The organism is Kriegella aquimaris (assembly GCF_900103215.1).
GTDB lineage: Bacteria > Bacteroidota > Bacteroidia > Flavobacteriales > Flavobacteriaceae > Kriegella > Kriegella aquimaris.
The window spans coordinates 1-17,760 of record NZ_FNGV01000016.1; the positions used below are offsets into that span (position 1 = coordinate 1).

Consider the following 17,760-nt stretch of genomic DNA (forward strand, 5'->3'; position numbering starts at 1 on the left):
TCCATTATCGTTTCCCTGTCCAGGATAAGCTTTCTTAGGAAAGGGCCGACCGTTCCCCTTTTCTTGAAATCAAGGTTATAGGATTGCAGGATGGTCTTCACCTTTTCCAGTTCCGTACCATTGAACCGGAGCGTTATGGCATGCATCCTTTTCTTGTCCCCCAATCGTTTTCTGCCGCCTTTGTTCATTGCCTATTTTTACTCGATTTTAATCGGTTTCACTTCGTCAGAAGTAGGCGGTTTTGCGATGCGCGAAACATCACTTGCTATCCACCTTCGTGGATAAATATATACAATCAAATTGAATTATAATAATCTCATAATCAATATTTTATGTCGTAATATCATATCGGACCATATCGAATTATATGGGTACAGATACGAAATTTATCCGGCCTGATATGGTGTTGAAAAATTAGGGAAATATGGAAATTTCCCAGTTTTTTTGTGGTCAGGGAGAGAAAAGTGCAAGCGGTCTTTTCGCCGCTTGTTCTTTTGCGCGGCACCTAGGGGGTCGTGCAGAACCGGAACGGAAAGACGCGCCCTTAGGACCGGCGAAGCGTGTCCGTATGGGGAGGATCGCAGTGGAAGGATTGCATGACTTCCGCAGGGGCTTGGGGCATATATTTAAATAAACTCGGCCAAAAATATATTTGCATATATGAATATGTATATATGCGCATATGTATCAAGTCAATACAACAACGCAACGACATGCTACGTCAAGGGCTATAATGCCCAGAAAATTTTTACACAATATCAGATAAAATCCATATTTGTTTGGACAAGGAAGGGGCAAACGATTTTATGCCGCTTGGGCTTTTGAGCGGATGTTGGTACGAGTGAAGGGCTCAAAGGGCAACAAGGACAGGTTTACCCTTTTATCGCGTACGGCAATGAAAGACCTGCGTACCTATTATCGGGAAGGGAGACCACGGGAATATCCGTTCGAGGGACGCGGGGGCCGAAAGTACAGCCCGCAAAGTGTCCTTAAGAACGTGAAGGCACGGCGGCAGAAAAGGCAAGGGTCGCGCAGACCTTTACCCCGCACGTACTGCACCATAGCTTTGCCACGCACCTGTTGGTAAGCGGGGTCGAGCTAAGAAGGTTTCAGGGTCTTTTGGGCAATGGCTCTAGCAAACAACAGAAATATACACCCATGTGGCAATAAATACTTTTGAGAACATCAAAAATCCCTTAGATTAGTGGTCTGGACAAAATAGAAATATAGTCACTAGTGACTATTTACAATTTAGCATACATTATAGAACCACCAACCAAGAATGAAACTTTCAACCAAACTTCTTCCTATTGCCTTTTTTGCAACACTTGGTTGTTCGGACGGACAACTGAAAACAGACTTAGAGAAAACCAAAGCCGAACTAGAAAAAACAAAACAGGAATTGACAAACTGCTCAACAGAATTAGCAGATGTTCTAAACACACCTGACCAAAGAATTCTAACTGCCAAAAAACTATTTGCGGACGGAAATTTTTCAGGAGCAAGAAATGAGTACGAAGAAATCCAATCAAAGTACCCTGACACAGATTATTTCAAGACTGCATCTAAAGAACTTGCAGGATTGGACAAAGCAACTGAAAATAGAAAAATAGAGGCCGAAAAACAAAGAGCTGAAGTGGAGAGAAAAAAAGCACTTGGATTTAAAATATTAAAACCATCAACTACTGTAAAGTTTGGAGATCTTTCTTTAAGGTTTGAGAAAGTCTGGACAGGTAAGCGATGGTCATTTGACGACCACGGACGGGAGTATTCATTACGTGATGCAACGAGAGGAAATAAGCACGTTTTAGTAAGACTTTCGATTTCTTCCGAATCTAAAAATCCAGAATTACCACCAATTTTGGCTTATCAATATTTCGATGGCAAATTATTATTGCTGGGAACTCTTCGCTACGAATTTAGACGCTGGAAAGATTATGGTTCATATTTAGGGAACTATGCAGATTACGGTAACGATTTTGCACATTCTAAAACAATTCCTTTTAATTTAGGCTTCGAGACTAGCGAAGACAACTTGAAAAGTGGGAGAGTGTATGTTGTTATAAAAAAAACTAATTGTTTCAAGCGAGAAAACAAGGACTTTGGACGACCGGAAGTTCAATACAAATTGGGGAACTGTAGAGCCAAAAGTTCATTAGAAGTTGTGGATTTTGAAAAAGATTATGTGCTTGTCAAAACCCTATAAATAACATATGTTCACGAGGGCTATAGCAAAAAGGGCATCAAGGCCTTAATTTAATGGATTAGGGATACTCGCGACTTACGCAAAATCTTCTGGCTTTGCTTTGGCAAGGAAAAGAAAAAACAAAACCAAAAGATTTCGCTATTTGCGTGGCGGAATGCAAACGCCAATTTGCTCCCGTACTGTTCATAGGTAAAACGTTGCCATTAATTTTACTCAAAGTTGCGAATGCAAGAAGTCAGCAGAATCTTTTAATCCTCTATTTCTAAGTATATCTAAAACTTCATACTCATCTAAATCAGGATTCCGGCGATACAACACCATTTCTTTAAACGCTTTTACAGCTTCTTCAGGATTTAAGTCAATAATGTCAGTTAAGAAATCATCTGCAGTCTTAGCTGAAAGGCCAAAAGATGATAAATACTCTTTCGGAAAATCTTTAATATTGTTTGTGACAATTACGTTAGCATTGGTCTTAATTGCTGCGGCCAGCACATGACAATCATTTGGGTCAGGCAATTTCAATCCAGAAATCAACCCTGAATAGTTAGGTACAAAAGCATCTGGAAATGCCAAATTTGCTCTTGTCATACGTTTTGAAATTTCTTCTTCTGAAACTCCTTTTCTTTTCATAACATCCGCCCATTCAGCAAAAATATGTTCACTCCATTTAGGAGTATATAAATCATAATGAGCAAACCAAAAAAGTAAATCTCTTATCTCAATCGGATAAATAACATTTGTATCTAAGACACAAATAAAGCGAACACTATGTATCATACAGTCCGATTTCTTCGTCAGACTGCATAATTTCAATAATATGCTTTTTCTGAGCTTCTTTCATTTTCCTCTTATGTTTCATTACATCTTCAAACTTAACTCTACGATGTTTTCCAACTTTAGTAAAATCGATTTTTCCTTCTTCTAAAAGTTTAACAAAATGAGGTCTAGAACAACCTAAAATTTCAGCTGCCTTTTGCGTCGTAACTTCTGTTGCAATTGGCACCAAAGAAAATGGTTTACCTTTACCCATTGCTTCTAAAATCTCTCCTAAAAGTTTCAATGCGCTTAATGGAATTTTAATTCTTTCCTGGGTCTCATCTATCTCAATTTCAGGATTATTAGACTTTAATTCCTTAATCACAGACGAAAGAGCATCATAAGATTGAATCGCAACCTTTTGCTCCTCTTTTGAGGCTTTATTAACGTTATTGTAAGTTTCCATTTGGTTTATGAGTTTTCTTCTTTACAATATTAAACGAAATAAACGAAACAAGCTTACATTTGAAATGTTAAAATTAAAAACTAATGAAAACAATGCTTATAATAAATGTGAGGTTTGGCCTAATACGCCGAGGTCCTGTATATTTATGAGGTCGCAAAATCTTTAGGATTTTGCTTAAGACAAAAAAAGCAAATCAGAATCAAAAGCTTTTGCTAAGGGCTTGGCGGAAAGTAAACGCTGGGTTGCTCGCGAACTGTTCATGGCTAAACCATTAGTTGCAAATTGAATAAATAAAATGACATGTAAGCTTACCCTAGTTAGAACTCCTTAGTTTTCTAAAACTTCATTAAAGTTATTGTTTTTAATTCTTTTGAGGCTAGCCCCAAAAGAATTAAGTTCCGCGTATATTACTGGCGGTATCTTTCACAAACTCTTGCCTCTATAAATGATTTTTCTATAAGATTATTCCCAGAAAAAAACCCCACTTTGATTATGACCCTAAAATGAAGGCTTTAAAAGTAACTAAGAATGGATTTGTAAGATGGTGGGCCTATAATGGGGTATACTTGTCGGCATCTTTAGAGGGAAAATATATCGATGCTATGGAAATGGGAAACGGTATTTGGAGAGTCTATAATAGAAATGTATTTTTAGGATACTTTAATGAAAATGAATCAAGAACTAAAGAACAATCAGTAAGGTTAGAAACTAAATTAGTGTAAATTCTAATCTATAACTTGTGTAAACTATCTGTTTTAAGGAACAATACAATTAATCACAAGTTAAAACTTATAGTTAGTATTTACTCCAATATAGAGTTTCACTAATATCTAAGAATGGAATCAAATACCTTAAAAATATTTATTTCATACTCGCGAGAAGATTCTCTTTTCATAAATGAGTTAACTGCTGGACTCGAGGCATGTGGGTTCAGTATTTTAATAGATAAGGAAGACATTGTTTTTGGTGAGGAGTGGCAAAAAAGACTAAAAAATATAATTCATTCCGTAGATATAGTCATACTTATAATTTCATCTGAAAGTGTAAAATCTAGCCATGTTATTTGGGAACTTCAGGAGGCATTGAAATTAAATAAGAGAATTATCCCAATAGTATTTACCGAAATTAAAAATATTAAGATACCAACTTTTATTTCCAAATTGAACTATTGCTTTTTTACAAACAAAAGTTTTGGAGAAGCACTTAAAAATCTTTCTATAACCATTAAAATTGACATAGAATGGGTTCGCGAACATACTCGATTAAATATATTAGCTAAGAATTGGCTTCAAAAAAATAAACCTGATGAATTGTTACTTCGTGGCCAAGAGCTAGAAAATGCCAGAATTTGGAGAACGAGTGGATCTTATTCTGCACCAGATCTAACGGATACTCAGGCTGATTTTATTACCAAAAGTACATCCGCTTATGAAAATGCCAAACTAATTGAAAAATACAAACAACGAAAATCATTAATTACTATCTCTATAGTTGCAGTTACAATGACCGCATTGGCCCTGTTTGGCTTTTGGCAATGGCAGCAATCTTTACTAGCAAATGAAAAACTGAATAGGAACATTGAAAATCTTACGCAAAAGAGACAATTACGAATTGGCGTAACATATAAAGATCGGAGTTCGGTTGAATTAGATTCTTTATGGTTTTCAATAGCCTATAAAAATCAAAACTCGGTAGTTCTTGTTACGAGTGAAGATAACAGTATGGGAACAGGTTTCATTATTAATGGTAACGCATTACACCCTAATTGGTCAGAGGAGCCTGTTCTCGTAACAGTAAATTATGTATTAGGCTATCTATACTCTAAACCTGATGAAGCGAATGTAGATGATAATTTAAAAAAGTATTCAATTTCCTTTCCGAGTGTTAGAAGTATTTCAAAACAAAATTTTAAACTTAACAAACTTCTTTATTTAAGCCGTCAAAAAACTGGTGGAATTGCTGTTGTGGAATTATCACAAGAATTGATTGAACTAATTAACGATCAAAATCATGGATCAGAAATTAACCCTATAAAAAATGTTGTCCAAGAGAATTTCATAGATGATTTACCAAAAATTCCTACTGATTACGATAAATCGAATAAATTGCCTGATTGGGATCTTTCTAATAAATATGCACTTTCATATGCTTCTCTTTATGGCAGGCAGCCTTCTTTATTAATTATGCGAATTGCAGGGATTGACTCGAAAGTTCCAAATTTTGAAGAAGCTACAATTACGAGACAAGTATATATGCCACATACCACAGCTGGAGGTTCATCTGGAGCTCCTATTATTGATGCCAATTCTGGTAATTTAATAGGGATACATAATTAAAGCTATCCTTTGGGCATTGGATCAGGCAGTTTATGGATTCATGACTTGTTAGTTCAAATAAAAAAAGATAAAGTCAAAAATTGAAAAATAACGATGTCTAAGAATACATGCTATAATCCATTGTGGCAAATTTCCTAAACGGAAAAACCACACATATTTAGTATGTATAGTTTGCGACGAAAGGGAAAAGAAATAAAGTATAATGAATATGAAAAAGTGGATTAAACATGAGTATCACATAAATGATTTAATTATGGATACCTTATTGCGCAATCTTGAGTATAAAAAAAGTAATCAAATACAAGTTCATAGGGTTTATACGGAACTTGGTTTAGAGGCTAGAAAAAAATGTGATGAATTAGTAGAAGTGTAGCCTTCCCTAAAAATGAAGCCTTCCCTAAAAATAGGACAACTTAAAATTCAAGGCTTTTAAGATTAGCCAAATACGATACGTTGTTTAATCCTCATTTGTTGCACCTATGTTGTACCCAATAATTTAAAAAGCCCCTGACTTCAATGAAATCAAGGGCTTTCCGAGTTGGCCTACTAGGACTCGAACCTAGAACGACTGGACCAAAACCAGCTGTGTTGCCAATTACACCATAGGCCATTACCACATCTCATACTGAAACGAGTTCAGCATTTTGAGCGTGCAAATTTAAAACAAAGTTTGGTTTGCACAAACATTTTTAAGCACAATAACTGATTTATCTTTTTATGAAATCAACTTTAGCGCTCACATTTCCTAATCTAGACACCTACTTCGGGTGAATCTCACACCCATGATTACCACCTTATGGGTTGAGAAAACCTGTTAAAGGTTTATCAAAAATGCTGTCCCATATGTATTTAAATTACTAAATTCGCCGCATCGGTAAAATTTCGATCGCATGTTTTCAAAAAACTTCGAGAAATGGGATACCATCTTGGGATGGTCTGTTTTTTTTATAGCCCTTATTACGTACACCATTACCGTTGAGCCCACAAGTAGTTTCTGGGATGCGGGAGAATATATCGCAACTTCTGCGAAATTGCAGGTAGGTCATCCACCGGGAGCCCCTCTATTACAGATGATCGGTGCTTTTTTTGCCATGTTCGCGTTAGAACCTGATCAGATTGCGCGAATGGTAAACTATGTCTCGGGTGTTTCAAGCGCCTTTACCATACTTTGTATGTTTTGGACCATCACCAACCTTGTGCGGAAACTTATTGCCGCCGAAGGGGCTTTGACCAATAGCAAAGCAATTGCCGTTTTGGGTAGTGGCCTTGTCGGCGCTTTAGCCTTTACCTATTCCGATAGTTTCTGGTTCAACGCAGTAGAGACCGAAGTGTATGCTACAGCCAGTTTTATTATGGCATTACTGCTATGGCTTGGGCTTAAATGGACAGATGACTTAGATGACCCCAGAGGAAATCGCTGGCTCGTTCTTATTTCTTTTGTCGTAGGCCTGACCTTTGGTATCCAGTTTATGGGTTTCTTGGCCATTCCTTCAATAGGGCTGTTATATTTTTTCAAAAAATACAAGACCACCACCGTCAAAAACTTTCTTTTGGCCAATATTGCCGTTATCGCGGTACTTATGTTGGTCTATAAATTTTCGCTGACCTATGTCTTGGAACTCTTCGGTTGGGCCGAAGTCTTCTTTATCAACAATATTGGGCTGCCTTTCAATTCAGGCAGCATTATTATGGGGCTCATTTTTATTGGTGCATTTTATTTTGGTCTGTCCTATACCCGTAAGAACAATTATAAAACGGCAAATACTATTGTGCTTTGTTTAATGTTCTTGTTCCTTGGTTTTTCTTCATGGATATTGCTACCAATACGCGCCAATGCCCAAGTAGTAATCAACGAGAACAATCCTGCTGATGCTCGGGCCCTTTTAGCGTATTACAATCGGGAACAATATCCTGGTGTCGATAGCCCCATTTATGGCACCTACTATTCAGATATGTTCGCGCCCGCAGGGGAAGACAAAGATGAGAAGCCCAAGTACGAGAAAGACGAAGAATTGGGAAAATACGTCATCGTAAATTATTATAAAAATGCCCTTCAAGGTCCGAACCCCAAGCATGTAGGCATACTACCACGTATGTGGAGCAGTCAAAATGCAGAAAACTACATGCGCTATTTTGGTCCGCTCGAATTTAAGATGAAACAATCGAACGAAGAGCTCCGCAAAGCGGTCAATCAAGTAAAAACCGGCTATGCCAACGGAGAAATAGATGCCGAGCAGTATATCAGCTTTTTGAGACGATTCAATGAGTATTTAGAAGTTCAGCCACCATCGGTTTGGCAGAATATTCAGTATATGGTCGAATTTCAATTCGGATATATGTATTGGCGCTATTTCATGTGGAATTTTACAGGAAAAACAAATGATGTTCAAGGAAGATATGATGAAAACGGAAACTGGCTCAGCGGCATCGGTTTTATAGACAGTTGGCGCTTGGGCAGCCAAGATAATTTACCCAGTGATATAGCCGACAACAAGGCGCGGAACACCTATTTCTTTCTTCCGCTTATACTCGGTATCATCGGCCTTATCTTTCAAATTTCAAAAAACCCCAAGCAGTTTTGGGTGCTTTTGATTTTCTTTTTATTTACTGGCCTTGCCATACAATTTTATACCAATCCATCCATTTTTCAGCCTAGGGAACGAGATTATTCACTAGTGGGTTCATTTTATATATTTGCGCTATGGATAGGAATCGGGGTTTATGGCCTTTTTGACGAATTCAAAAAATGGCTTACCCCTAAAATACTGGCGCCTTTGGTAACCATTATATGCCTTTTGGCGGTTCCTACGGTAATGGCTTTTCAGAATTGGGACGATCATGATCGCTCAGGTCGCTATACAGCGCGGGCTTCGGCGAAATCGTATTTAGATTCTTGCCAAGAAGATGTGGGTGCCATATTGTTCACCATTGGTGATAATGACACTTTCCCGTTATGGTATGCCCAAGAAATAGAAGGCCATCGTACCGATGTGCGCGTCGTTTGTACTAGTCTTTTTGAAACGGACTGGTATATCGATCAGATGAAACGAAAAGCCTACGAGAGTGAAGCAATACCCTCACAGATAAGCCATGACAAATATCGATGGGGATCTCGAGACGTGCTTTATTTTCAAGGAATTACAGAAAATAGATGGTTATTACAAGATTTTATCGATTGGATAGATAGCGATAAACCACAGACCAAATTGAAGCATATACTGCAGCAACAAGGCGCCGATTTATCAGAATATTCTGAAAATAGCCAGAACATAGTATTTTACCCCACAAATAAAATCAGGGTTCCCGTCAACAAGAAAAACGTTCTTGAAAGTGGTTTGGTCAAAGAAAAAGATTCAGCCCTAATCGTAGATTATATCGATATCGACCTACCACAAAGTGCGATTACAAAAAAGAGCATGATGATGTTGGATATTTTGGCCAACAATGATTGGAAAAGACCTTTGTATTTCTCGGGTGGAAGTTTTGACGACGCTGAGTACATTTGGATGAAAGACTATCTGCAACTAGACGGACTGGCCTATAAGCTGGTCCCTATAAAGACCGAGCGGAGAAGTTCGTTTGAAATGGGCCGTATCGATACCGAACTCATGTACGGCATCGTAAAGAAATGGGATTGGGGCAATTCGGGAAGTCCGGATATTTACCACGATCCACAGACTAGAATTCAAGGACTTTCATTACGTAGCAATCTTGCACGATTGATGGAGAAATTGATTGAAGAGAACAAAATCGACAAAGCCAAAGACGTTATCGAAATTGCGATGACTAATATGCCAGTCGATTATTACGGCTACTATACTTTCGTAGAACCTTTTGTTGATGGTTATTACAAGGTAGGTGAGTCAACCAAAGGCCGCGAGCTTTTTGAAAAATTAAAAAACAAGTACCAAGAGCGGCTCGAGTATTATGCCAGCGTGACGTTAGACCAACAATACGACCGTATTGATGATATTATAGCCGACATGCAGGGGTATCGCAGAAACATCGACATTCTTATCACCAATAATGACCGCGAGATTGCCGAAAAGGAAACTTTGATTTTCAATGAGTATATCGACAAGTTCAGTCATTTTTACAAAGATGAGTTGATGGACGATATACCTCCGCCACAGGCACCGGTAAGCAATCCGGATATGGTCGACACCTTACCTATTTCTGATACTTCGGCCATCGATGCTACATCGACTGAAGGAGAGTTATTGGAGAGTGGTTCAGTACCGGAAGGGAATTAAAAGAATTGTCTTCAAGAGCGAAGTGAAAAAATCTGGTGCAGTGCTCTGAAACGTAAAATAGAAAGTATACTTCGTTCTGCTTGCAATAACTTCAGACCTAAAGCCTTGGTTGCAGATGCTACAAGCAAAGCGATTTAGAATATTTTTAAACGTATTCGTTTAGTATTCCAATAAGGGTATTGGCATCTTGTTCGCCACTTTGGCGCCAGACCATTTCTCCTTTTTTGTAGATCATGAGCGTAGGCAACCCTTTGACCCGTAACGCTTGGGAAAGTTCTTGGTTCTTATCTACGTCTATTTTGATAACCTTGCCCTTATCACCAAGAGCCGCTGCTACATCGCGTAAAACGGCGTGCATTGAGGTCGATTGTTCGTTCCATTCAGCATAAAAGTCCAACAGCACCGGAATGCTTCCTTCTATAAGTTCACCAAATTTAGACATATGTATAGCTTTGGGTTATGCGCCAAATGTAGTAAAAATTGTCAAAAAACAAGTAAGCCACCCACAATTGTAAAAAATTATAAAATGTGACGGCTTACGTTAAGGCCTTTTTTCTTAGGGTTATTACGGTGATTTCAGGCCAAATACCAACCCTTCCTGGGTAGCCCAAAAAGCCGAATCCTCGATTGACATTAATATATTGTCCCATTTCCTCATAAATACCTGCCCAATATTTATAGCGCCATTTAACAGGGCTCCATTTTACCCATCCAGGAATTTCGATACCGAATTGCATGCCATGGGTATGGCCACTGAGCGTTAAGTGATAGTGATAATCGTCATGAATCACTATGTCTTCCCAATGTGATGGGTCGTGACTCAATAGTATTTTAAAATCGTTTTCAGCAATTGTGGCACTGGCCTTTTTCAAATCGCCGGCTTTTTTAAATCCGCCCCTCCCCCAATTTTCAACACCGACAAGTGCAATTTTATCTTTCCCTTTCTCAAGGTAACGGCTTTCGTTCAACAACAAATCAAATCCCATATTCTTTTGAAGTAATTTTAAATCTTCAAGGTTTTGGAATTTTATTTCTTCGGATTCCCAATCTACATAATCTCCGTAATCATGATTTCCTAAAATAGAAAACACACCATCTTTAGCCTCCAACGTAGAAAAAAGGGAGGCCCAAGGCTGCATCTCCTCTGTCTTATTATTGACCAAGTCACCAGTAAAAAATATGACATCGCTATTTTGTTGGTTGACCAGGTCCACGGCATATTCTATTTCCTTTCTATTGTCGAAACTACCGCTATGAACATCGGATATTTGTGTAATCTGATACCCATCGAAGGCATCGGGTAAATCATCGAATTCTAAACTGTATTTCAAAACCTTGTAGTTGTATTTACCTTTATACATTCCATAAAGCAACGCACCAAAGGGAATGGTCGCAAGACCAAGACCGATAAGGCTGAGAAACCTTCTTCTTGCCGGGAGGGTAAAAGCATCCGATGAACCAGAAATTTTATAATAGGCTCCACTAACCACGCGAAAAAGGTCTTCAGAAAAAAGGAAGACAATCGCAATAAGCTCGAAAGCCAAAAAGGCGAGTAAAAAGCCAAAAGCATAACTTTTCGGCCGACTCAATACCCGACCTGGTGTATCGCCAAAGGCAAATTGATAGATAAAATTACAAAGCACCAATAACGAAACCGCTGCTGCCAAATAATAGACCCATTGGTATCTCGTGACAGTTCTTAAGGCTTGAAGCACATAAAAACTTAGTATACCATAAACAAGAACAAAAACAAACCAACGTAACATATTACTTTTTACAAATATATTTCATTAGTCGGCCATTTCACGATCTAATTACTATTAGTTATAACGGAATCGACTACACGACCAATAATTGAACCATCTGTAATCGCAATGGCATCGTCTTTTAAGAACGATGGTGAATTCATTGATACCTTTGGAGTAGTGTCGATTCGCTTTTCAAATTTGCTGCCTGAAAGATGTACGGCCCTAAAGCCCCCTGAAATAAAATGATGCACGTTGTCCGGGTTGATACCCGAACCTGGCATGATGGTAGTTTTTGAAGTTCTTTGATGTAGTTCCGACAATAAATCAAGTCCTTCAAATGCCGATTTTTGTTGTCCTGATGTTAAAATAGTGTCTACTCCAATTCCTTCCAATTGTCTTAAAGTCTCTAAAGGGTTTTTCACCCAATCGAAAGCACGATGAAAGGTGAATTTTAAAGGGGCAGATATGCGCAACAATTCTTTTGTTCGTTCTACATCGAGTGTGCCATCCGCAAATAGGACTCCAGAAACAATACCATCAAAACCCAGTTCAACACATAGTTCGATATTTCTTTTCATGACTTCAAATTCTATGTCAGAATAGGTGAAATCACCACTTCTCGGACGTATCAGAACATGAACGGGAATAGCGATATGCTGTCTTGCCATTTTGAGTAGGCCATACGAGGGTGTGATTCCGCCCACACCTAACTCAGAGCATAGCTCAATTCTATCGGCCCCCGATTTTTGTGCATTCAAGGCAGATTCAAGCGAATTGGCACATACTTCTACAATCATATTGAGTATATTTAAACCCTAAAATTAAGCATCCCTTTTTCATGAAACGAAGAAAGTTTTTAAAAAATTCCACAACAGGCGCAGCTGGCCTGATTTCCGCTCCCCTACTCGCTTCCTGTAACGAAAGCAATACGAAATTAGCAACTGATACAATTGAAGAAAAAATAATAAGACCTGTTGCTGTATGTACGTGGAATTTCCACAATGCTACGGCAAAGGCCTGGGAAGTTCTTAAGGATGGCGGCAATTCGCTCGATGCCGTAGAACAAGGTGTCATGGTCGAGGAAGCCAATGTAGACAACCAAACCGTCGGAAAGGGCGGCCGCCCTGACAGAGACGGTAACGTCACTTTAGATGCATGCATTATGGATAAGGACAGCAATTGCGGCGCCGTACTTTGCATGCAAAATATTGCTCATCCCGTTTCGGTGGCCCGCAAGGTCATGGAAGAAACCCCACATGTGATGCTAGCGGGCAAAGGAGCCGAAAAATTTGCATATGAGCAAGGTTTTAAAAAAGAGGACCTACTTACAGAAAAATCAAAACAGCAATGGCTCGAATGGAAAAAGACGTCGAAATACGAAACGATTATTAATATCGAAAACCATGACACCATAGGAATGTTAGCGATCGACAAGAACGGTGATATTGCCGGAGCTTGCACAACAAGTGGAATGGCCTACAAATTTGCAGGGCGTGTAGGTGATTCCCCGATTATCGGCGCCGGTCTCTTTATTGATAACGAAATTGGTGGCGCCACGGCAACCGGTGTCGGGGAAGAAGTCGTTCGCACTGTGGGCAGTTTTCTAATCGTTGAGCTTATGCGACAGGGTAAGTCACCCGAAGAAGCTTGTAAAGAAGGCGTAAGACGCATCATGGAAAAAAACAAAGACCGCGATGATTTTCAGATAGGTTTCCTAGCCATCAACAAAAAAGGGGAAACAGGAGGTTACTGCGTTCATCCGGGATTTACCTATAGTCAATATACCGAAGAAGGACAGATCAACCACCCGGCGGGATCCTTCATGAAAGGATAATACCATAATCAAAATTGCATTTTAACTCAGGAAAAAACATACGATGCCAGAACAAAAGAGACTCTTTTTACTTGACGCCTACGCCCTAATTTTTAGAGGATACTACGCTTTTATCAAAAATCCGCGTATCAATTCAAAAGGCATGGACACCTCGGCTATTTTAGGCTTTACGAACTCTTTACTGGACGTCATAAAACGTGAACGCCCTGACCACTTAGCGGTATGTTTTGATCGTGGCGGCAGTGTCTCACGGGTCGAAATGTTCGAAGATTACAAAGCCAATCGTGATGAAACCCCCGAAGGCATTCGATTAGCCATACCTTATATCGAGAAAATCTTGAATGCCATGTGCATTCCGGTAATCGTGAAAGAAGGGTATGAAGCCGATGATATCATCGGAACCTTATCCAAAAAAGCCGAAAAACAAGGCTATCGAACATTTATGGTTACCCCTGACAAAGATTTCGCACAATTGGTTAGCGAGAATATTTTCATGTATCGCCCAATGTTCGGTGGCGGTTATGAAACTTGGGGCATTCCTGAAGTCCAGAAAAAATTCGAGGTGGAGCGACCTGAACAGGTCATCGATTTTCTAGGAATGATGGGTGACTCCGTTGACAATATCCCGGGACTTCCCGGAGTGGGAGAAAAAACCGCCAAGAAATTCCTTGCCGCGTACGGAAGCATGGAAGGTTTGCTCGCGAACACCCATGAACTAAAGGGAAAAATGAAAGAAAAGATAGAGGCCAATGCAGAGCTTGGCATCCTGTCCAAAGAACTAGCCAAAATAATGCTCGATGTACCCGTTGAATTTGACGAAGCCGACTTTGAAATGTGTGCTCCCGATGTCGAAAAAGTAACGGAAATCTTCCAAGAGCTTGAATTCAGAAGGTTGTTGGATAATTTTCTTAAAACCTTCGCTTCAGAAGAAACCACTGCCAATGACACATCCTCAGAAACAAAACCTACAGCCAAACCAAGCAATAAAAGTACTGCAGGTGCCGGACAGTTTTCCTTATTTGGAGGAGATGGCGCAAGTGCATCAAAAACCATAACATCCGATACGGGAAGAAAAACAATCAAAACCACACCCCACGTGTATCAAAGCGTTGCCGCGGGTATGGCCCTAAAACTATTTATTCAGCAACTGATGAAACAAACTTCAGTATGCTTTGATACCGAGACCACGGGTCTTGATCCGATTACGGCACAATTGGTTGGGATTGCTTTTTCTTGGGAAGCAGGAAAGGGCTTTTATGTGGCTTTTCCAGAAAACATTCAGGAAGCACAGCAACTAATCGAAGAATTACGACCCTTTTTTGAGTCTGAACAAATAGAAAAAATAGGGCAAAACTTAAAATATGACATTAAGGTTCTGAAAAAATATGATATCGAAGTCAAAGGCACCTTATTCGATACTATGTTGGCCCACTATTTGATCAATCCCGATATGCGGCATAATATGGATGTATTGGCGGAAACTTACTTGAATTACACACCTGTTTCCATTACTGAACTTATCGGAAAAAAAGGAAAAAACCAGTTATCGATGCGACAGGTTCCGTTGGAGCAACAGACCGAATATGCGGTTGAAGACGCCGATATCACCTATCAATTGGCACAAAAATTCAGACCCGAACTCACTGAAGCCAATACCGAAACCCTTTTTAAAGACATCGAAGTACCATTGCTACGGGTACTTGCCGATATGGAATTGGAGGGTATCAATCTCGATAAGGATTTTCTGCAATCCCTTGCCAAAGATTTGGACAATGACATTAAAAATTTGGAAATCCAAATCTACGAAACGGCTGGAGAACAGTTCAATATCGCCTCCCCAAAACAACTCGGTGAAATTTTATTTGACAAAATGAAGCTTGTCGATAAACCAAAAAAAACCAAAACAGGGCAATATTCCACAGCCGAAGATGTACTCTCGTACTTGGCTAAAGACCATCAAATTATTCGCGATGTACTTGAGTTTCGCGGTTTATCAAAATTAAAAAGCACTTATGTAGATGCTTTACCCGAACAAGTAGAACCAACTACAGGCCGGGTACATACCGATTATATGCAAACGGTAGCTGCCACCGGCAGACTGTCAAGCAACAATCCGAATTTACAAAATATCCCGATTCGTACCGAACGTGGCCGTCAAGTACGAAAGGCTTTTATACCAAGAAATGAGAATTACACCCTTTTAGCTGCCGATTATTCACAGATAGAATTACGCATCATTGCCGCCCTCAGCCAAGAAACTACAATGATCGACGCATTTAAAAACGGAGAAGATATTCACGCCTCTACAGCAGCAAAGGTTTTTAATGTGCCTATTTCAGAAGTAACCCGTGAACAACGAAGCAATGCCAAAACAGTGAACTTCGGAATAATTTACGGCGTTTCCGCTTTCGGATTGAGCAACCAGACCGATCTTTCACGCTCAGAAGCCAAAGAATTGATCGATACCTATTACCAGACGTATCCGAAACTACGTAATTACATGAGCGAATTGGTTGATTTTGCACGTGATAATGGCTATGTACAGACTGTTTTAGGGCGCCGCCGGTATTTAAAAGACATCAACTCCCGAAATGCCGTAGTACGAGGGGCCGCCGAACGAAACGCAGTAAATGCACCGATTCAAGGTAGTGCCGCCGATATCATTAAGATAGCCATGATCAATATTCACAAAAAACTGACCCAAGGCGGATATAAGACCAAAATGCTTTTACAAGTGCATGATGAATTGGTATTCGATGTGCCGAAAACGGAACTCGATGAAATGAAAACGCTTATTAAATCAGAAATGGAAAATGCCTACCAGCTTTCCGTACCTCTAGATGTCGAGGTCGGTTTGGGTGACAACTGGCTTATGGCCCACTGACCCACTCAAAAGCTCGTTTCACAACATTTAATTGCAATTAACCCACTAACTGACTTAATTTTGGCCTATAGCAGCGTATTGCGCCCTATCAACCCATTGTCTTATGAAAAATATACTTTTTCTACTTGTTCTTTTTGCGGGCAGTTTTTACTGCCATGCACAAAGTGATACAAGACAGACGACATCTTCAGAAAAGGTTGGCACAACCCAGACCAAAGTCAAAGTTTTCCCCAATCCAGCGACCAATGTGGTAAATATTCTTGGACTCAAAAACAGTGCAAAAGCAGAAATTCTGATTTCAGATATGTATGGAAATCTTTTGCTTTCCTATCATTGGGAAATTAGAAACAATGCAGTGAACATTCCTATTTCCACGCTCGAAGCAGGCATTTATATGGTTGCCATTCATTCGCAGGAGCAAAATGTAAAAACAAAATTTTACAAACGCTAAACCTAGGATAATTACCAAAGTCATTACTTCAGAACAGGAACGAAAGTACTACCTAATGTAGATGTAAAGCGTTAAAACAACTTAACGACCTTATATTCTTTCAAAGACAAGTTCTCCATCTGAATTGAAGTTCGGAACATCTAAATCCCCTGCATCTAAAGTCATTATATCCCCATCGACCACGACAGTTACCTCTATTTTCTCACCCTCACTATCGACAATCGTTAGTAGACTATTCTCAAATGTGTACGTACCGGTATCGGCATCTTTTTCAGTAGGACACGGAACCAATTGCCCTGTGGAAGAGGCATTGAATTCAAGGTAGTTTACTGAATTCTCCGCTACCACACTTTTATCCTCTTTAAATGCAAATGTTATGATATAACAATCATTACTTGTCAGTATATCAAGAATTTGTTTTCCGAATTTCGCATCATCGCCTGCTGTTCCATCATCGATTTTCAATTCCGTCGCCTGCCATGTACCGACTATGTTATTTTCCTCTTCCATAGTTTCATCTTCCTTATCCGATGAACAGGAAAATAAAAAAATACTAAAGACCATAAGAAGCAATGCACTGTATTTCATAACACCTAAATTTCGAATTAAATATAAAACGCAATATGCGGTGATTTTTTCAGATGACCAAAACATTCTAACTTTTTCACTACAATGTGAGGGCGTAGCCCACAAAACCGCGTTTCTTTTTCGTACCATCATTACGAAACATAAAAACCAGAGCAGCGTATTCTTCGACCAGCCTTATATAATTAAAAGTGTAACGATTCAGAAAATGGATTAACCAAATACTTCTTAAAAAACTAAA

Annotated in this window: 15 protein-coding genes and 1 tRNA gene; 8 read left to right on the top strand and 8 right to left on the bottom strand. The window is 39.3% G+C overall.

Annotation, left to right across the window (positions count from 1 at the left end; translation table 11 throughout):
* On the bottom strand, positions 1–188 hold a 188-nt coding region (locus BLS33_RS21085), incomplete at its 3' end, for a hypothetical protein (RefSeq protein ID WP_143017637.1).
* A 1,094-nt stretch (positions 189–1,282) separates the two neighbouring features.
* On the opposite strand from BLS33_RS21085, the gene BLS33_RS21100 reads away from it, so the two are divergent.
* Complete coding sequence (locus BLS33_RS21100) at positions 1,283–2,206, top strand: outer membrane protein assembly factor BamD (protein WP_089894630.1); 924 nt, start codon at positions 1,283–1,285, stop codon at positions 2,204–2,206.
* A 213-nt stretch (positions 2,207–2,419) separates the two neighbouring features.
* Here BLS33_RS21100 and BLS33_RS21105 read toward each other — a convergent pair whose 3' ends face one another.
* Entirely contained in the window at positions 2,420–2,983 is a 564-nt protein-coding gene (locus BLS33_RS21105) for a PIN domain-containing protein (RefSeq protein ID WP_089894633.1), read from the bottom strand.
* On the bottom strand, positions 2,973–3,428 hold the full coding sequence (locus BLS33_RS21110; protein WP_089894635.1) for a helix-turn-helix domain-containing protein: 456 nt from the start codon (positions 3,426–3,428) through the stop codon (positions 2,973–2,975). The genes BLS33_RS21105 and BLS33_RS21110 overlap by 11 nt, the downstream gene beginning before the upstream one ends.
* A 503-nt stretch (positions 3,429–3,931) precedes the next feature.
* Between BLS33_RS21110 and BLS33_RS21115 the strand changes: the two genes are divergently transcribed.
* From BLS33_RS21115 to BLS33_RS24970, 3 genes are all read left to right on the top strand, one after another.
* Complete coding sequence (locus BLS33_RS21115) at positions 3,932–4,150, top strand: hypothetical protein (RefSeq protein ID WP_089894638.1); 219 nt, start codon at positions 3,932–3,934, stop codon at positions 4,148–4,150.
* A gap of 114 nt (positions 4,151–4,264) precedes the next feature.
* Positions 4,265–5,764, top strand: a complete 1,500-nt coding sequence (locus BLS33_RS21120) for a toll/interleukin-1 receptor domain-containing protein (RefSeq protein ID WP_089894640.1) — start codon at positions 4,265–4,267, stop codon at positions 5,762–5,764.
* Positions 5,765–5,972: 208 nt separating this feature from the next.
* Positions 5,973–6,137: a hypothetical protein gene (locus BLS33_RS24970; protein ID WP_176801476.1), complete on the top strand. Its 165-nt coding sequence runs from the start codon at positions 5,973–5,975 to the stop codon at positions 6,135–6,137.
* Between the two features lie 165 nt (positions 6,138–6,302).
* On the opposite strand, the gene BLS33_RS21125 is transcribed toward BLS33_RS24970, so the two are convergent.
* Positions 6,303–6,374: transfer RNA gene (locus tag BLS33_RS21125), tRNA-Gln, on the bottom strand.
* A gap of 280 nt (positions 6,375–6,654) precedes the next feature.
* Between BLS33_RS21125 and BLS33_RS21130 the strand changes: the two genes are divergently transcribed.
* A complete protein-coding gene (locus BLS33_RS21130; protein ID WP_089894642.1) occupies positions 6,655–10,017 on the top strand; it encodes a glycosyltransferase family 117 protein in 3,363 nt (1,120 codons plus the stop codon).
* A gap of 145 nt (positions 10,018–10,162) precedes the next feature.
* Here BLS33_RS21130 and BLS33_RS21135 read toward each other — a convergent pair whose 3' ends face one another.
* The 3 genes from BLS33_RS21135 to BLS33_RS21145 form a co-directional block, all read right to left on the bottom strand.
* On the bottom strand, positions 10,163–10,459 hold the full coding sequence (locus tag BLS33_RS21135) for a thioredoxin family protein (protein WP_089894645.1): 297 nt from the start codon (positions 10,457–10,459) through the stop codon (positions 10,163–10,165).
* Between the two features lie 94 nt (positions 10,460–10,553).
* Positions 10,554–11,783 (bottom strand): metallophosphoesterase, encoded by a 1,230-nt coding sequence (locus BLS33_RS21140; protein ID WP_089894648.1) that lies wholly within the window; start codon positions 11,781–11,783, stop codon positions 10,554–10,556.
* Between the two features lie 44 nt (positions 11,784–11,827).
* Positions 11,828–12,562, bottom strand: coding sequence for a copper homeostasis protein CutC (locus tag BLS33_RS21145; protein ID WP_089894651.1), 735 nt, complete (start codon positions 12,560–12,562; stop codon positions 11,828–11,830).
* 41 nt (positions 12,563–12,603) lie between these two features.
* Between BLS33_RS21145 and BLS33_RS21150 the strand changes: the two genes are divergently transcribed.
* The 3 genes from BLS33_RS21150 to BLS33_RS21160 all read left to right on the top strand — a co-directional run bounded on the left by BLS33_RS21150 (position 12,604) and on the right by BLS33_RS21160 (position 16,934).
* Entirely contained in the window at positions 12,604–13,599 is a 996-nt protein-coding gene (locus BLS33_RS21150) for an isoaspartyl peptidase/L-asparaginase family protein (protein WP_089894655.1), read from the top strand.
* A gap of 43 nt (positions 13,600–13,642) precedes the next feature.
* The gene (gene polA / locus BLS33_RS21155) at positions 13,643–16,483 is read left to right on the top strand and encodes a DNA polymerase I (protein ID WP_089894658.1); all 2,841 of its coding nucleotides are present in this window, start codon (positions 13,643–13,645) and stop codon (positions 16,481–16,483) included.
* A 103-nt stretch (positions 16,484–16,586) separates the two neighbouring features.
* On the top strand, positions 16,587–16,934 hold the full coding sequence (locus tag BLS33_RS21160) for a T9SS type A sorting domain-containing protein (protein WP_089894660.1): 348 nt from the start codon (positions 16,587–16,589) through the stop codon (positions 16,932–16,934).
* Between the two features lie 90 nt (positions 16,935–17,024).
* Here the strand turns inward: BLS33_RS21160 and BLS33_RS21165 are convergent, their stop codons facing one another.
* Positions 17,025–17,522 (bottom strand): lipocalin family protein, encoded by a 498-nt coding sequence (locus BLS33_RS21165; RefSeq protein WP_245731583.1) that lies wholly within the window; start codon positions 17,520–17,522, stop codon positions 17,025–17,027.
* Between the last annotated feature and the right edge of the window lie 238 nt (positions 17,523–17,760).

Excerpts from the sequence above, each read along its gene's own strand:
- BLS33_RS21130 (WP_089894642.1), top strand. The coding sequence starts at position 6,655 with ATGTTTTCAAAAAACTTCGAGAAATGGGATACCATCTTGGGATGGTCT.
- BLS33_RS21165 (WP_245731583.1), bottom strand. The coding sequence starts at position 17,522 with ATGAAATACAGTGCATTGCTTCTTATGGTCTTTAGTATTTTTTTATTT.
- BLS33_RS21140 (WP_089894648.1), bottom strand. The coding sequence starts at position 11,783 with ATGTTACGTTGGTTTGTTTTTGTTCTTGTTTATGGTATACTAAGTTTT.
- BLS33_RS21135 (WP_089894645.1), bottom strand. The coding sequence starts at position 10,459 with ATGTCTAAATTTGGTGAACTTATAGAAGGAAGCATTCCGGTGCTGTTG.
- BLS33_RS21145 (WP_089894651.1), bottom strand. The coding sequence starts at position 12,562 with ATGATTGTAGAAGTATGTGCCAATTCGCTTGAATCTGCCTTGAATGCA.
- BLS33_RS24970 (WP_176801476.1), top strand. The coding sequence starts at position 5,973 with ATGAAAAAGTGGATTAAACATGAGTATCACATAAATGATTTAATTATG.
- BLS33_RS21115 (WP_089894638.1), top strand. The coding sequence starts at position 3,932 with ATGAAGGCTTTAAAAGTAACTAAGAATGGATTTGTAAGATGGTGGGCC.
- BLS33_RS21105 (WP_089894633.1), bottom strand. The coding sequence starts at position 2,983 with ATGATACATAGTGTTCGCTTTATTTGTGTCTTAGATACAAATGTTATT.
- BLS33_RS21100 (WP_089894630.1), top strand. The coding sequence starts at position 1,283 with ATGAAACTTTCAACCAAACTTCTTCCTATTGCCTTTTTTGCAACACTT.
- BLS33_RS21160 (WP_089894660.1), top strand. The coding sequence starts at position 16,587 with ATGAAAAATATACTTTTTCTACTTGTTCTTTTTGCGGGCAGTTTTTAC.
- BLS33_RS21150 (WP_089894655.1), top strand. The coding sequence starts at position 12,604 with ATGAAACGAAGAAAGTTTTTAAAAAATTCCACAACAGGCGCAGCTGGC.
- BLS33_RS21120 (WP_089894640.1), top strand. The coding sequence starts at position 4,265 with ATGGAATCAAATACCTTAAAAATATTTATTTCATACTCGCGAGAAGAT.
- polA (WP_089894658.1), top strand. The coding sequence starts at position 13,643 with ATGCCAGAACAAAAGAGACTCTTTTTACTTGACGCCTACGCCCTAATT.
- BLS33_RS21110 (WP_089894635.1), bottom strand. The coding sequence starts at position 3,428 with ATGGAAACTTACAATAACGTTAATAAAGCCTCAAAAGAGGAGCAAAAG.